At 66.5% G+C, this 2,005-nt stretch carries 1 protein-coding gene and 1 pseudogene; one reads left to right on the top strand and one right to left on the bottom strand.

Going from position 1 to position 2,005, the window contains the following annotated elements:
• Positions 1 to 524 (bottom strand): hypothetical protein (locus HMPREF3099_RS05775; protein WP_141762013.1); only part of this gene is annotated, 524 nt, incomplete at its 3' end.
• A gap of 28 nt (positions 525 to 552) precedes the next feature.
• Between HMPREF3099_RS05775 and HMPREF3099_RS05770 the strand changes: the two are divergent.
• Positions 553 to 1,752: pseudogene (locus HMPREF3099_RS05770) on the top strand (ISL3 family transposase); the annotation flags it as partial.
• Between the last annotated feature and the right edge of the window lie 253 nt (positions 1,753 to 2,005).

Genomic DNA, 2,005 nt, shown 5'->3' with positions numbered 1-2,005 from the left:
TTGTCGCACTCCTCGGTGTCCCAGACGGGGTGGGGGTGGCGGCCGACTTCTTCGAGGCGGACCGTGATGTCGGCCGCGGTGAGGGCGTCGGCGACGCGTTGGGTAACGACCATGTTGAGCGTGTCGCCGGGGTGGTAGAAGCCGCTGCCGTCCCGGCCGTCGGGGGTGGGGTCGGTGCAGTAGGACTCGAGGGTCCACACGGCAGGGAGTTTCACGGTCCTCACGTGTTCGTCATGGAAGGTCTCGGAGTAGGTCGGTGAGGTTCCGGTGATCTCCAGTGCCCACCATGCTCCGGGTTTGAGGGCCTGCATCTTGTCCGAGGGTGGGGGGAGCTCGTGGAAGTGGACGCCGGTTGCTCCCACGGCCTCGATGGTGTCCTTGAAGGAGTCGTGGACGACGGTGCCGATGATGTCCAGCGGGATGCCGAGTTCGTGCAGTCCGTTGGCGTTGGTGAGGTCGCCCTTGAGGGTCCGTCGGTCGGTGGTCTCGAGGTGGCCGTTGCGGTACACCAGCCCGTTTCCCATGTACTTGTCCTGCAGGAAAAAGTGCGGTTCGGTGCTCGCCTGCCGAGTCGTCGAGCCGGGCGACTGGTGCCGACGTTGCGGCTGCCAGGGCGTTGCGCGGGACACCGTGACCAGGTAACTGGCGCACGAGCCGTGTGGATGGCGCCCGACCACGCTGCTGCTCACCGTGCGCCGGTACCGGTGCACCGAGTGCGGCCACGTATGGCGTCAGGACACCACCGCCGCTGCCGAGCCGCGGGCGAAGATCTCCCGCGGTGGGCTGCGCTGGGCGTTGCTCGCGCTGGTCGTGCAGCACCTGACCATCGTTCGGGTCGCCGAGGCGTTGGCGGTGGTGTGGGACACCGCCAACGACGCCGTCCTGGCCGAGGGCCGGCGCGTCCTGATCGGTGACCCGGCCCGGTTCGAGGGGGTGAAGGTGGTCGGGGTCGACGAGCACGTGTGGCGGCACACCAGGAAGGGCGACACGTACGTCACCGTCATCATCGACCTCACCCCGGTCCGGGACGGTACGGGGCCCTCCCGCCTGCTGGACGTGGTCGAGGGCCGCAGCAAGAAGGCGTCCAAAGACTGGCTCGCGCAGCGGGACCAGGCCTGGTGCGACGGGATCGAGGTCGTCGCCATGGACGGGTTCGCCGGGTTCAAGACCGCCACCACCGAGGAACTGTCGGACGCGGTCACTGTCATGGACCCGTTCCACGTCATCCGGTTGGCTGGCGACGCCCTGGATGAGTGCCGCCGCGTTCAGCAGGAGGTGCACGGGCACCGCGGCCGCAAGGACGACCCGCTCTACTCGGCGCGCCGGACCCTGCACACCGGCGCCGACCTGCTCGCCGACCGCCAGGACGAGCGCCTCGACAAGCTGTTCACCGGGGACCGGCACGTCCAGATCAAGTGCACCTGGGTCATCTACCAGCGCATGATCTCCGCCTACCGAGACCCCAACCGGGTCGCCGGCCGCGTCGAGATGAGCTCGGTGATCGATGCCCCCGCCGACGGGGTGCCCCGACCGCTGGTCGAGCTGCGCAAGCTCGGCCGCACCCTGGCCAGACGCGTCTGTGATGTCCTGGCCTACTTCGAGCGACCCCGCACCAGCAACGGACCTACCGAGGCCGTGAATGGACGACTTGAGCATCTTCGCGGGCTGGCCCTCGGGTTCGGCAACCTCACCCACTACATCGCCCGAGCACTCCTCGAAGCTGGCGGATTCAGGCCCCGACTACACCCTCGTTTGCGAAGAGCCTGGAACCCATGCGGATTTAAACAAGACCTCAAAATATTTTACTTGCGAGGCGCACTCTGGAACAAGTGCCCATGAGGCGAATAGGGGTCAATCGATGCCCAGAGCACCCTTGTCCCACTGAAGTAGTTCAGTATGGTCGCAGTTATTGCACCTACCTTGAACGAGACGGGGCCGGTGGCACATCACTGTTGATCCTATCGCCCGGGGTTGATGGCTCTTCCGATCTGAGGGTGTAGCAGTG

This window comes from Kytococcus sp. HMSC28H12 (assembly GCF_001816045.1).
In the GTDB taxonomy this organism is placed as follows: domain Bacteria; phylum Actinomycetota; class Actinomycetes; order Actinomycetales; family Dermatophilaceae; genus Kytococcus; species Kytococcus schroeteri.
The sequence above is the reverse complement of the archived record's forward strand: the minus strand, read 5'-3'. Positions and strand labels throughout refer to the sequence as shown.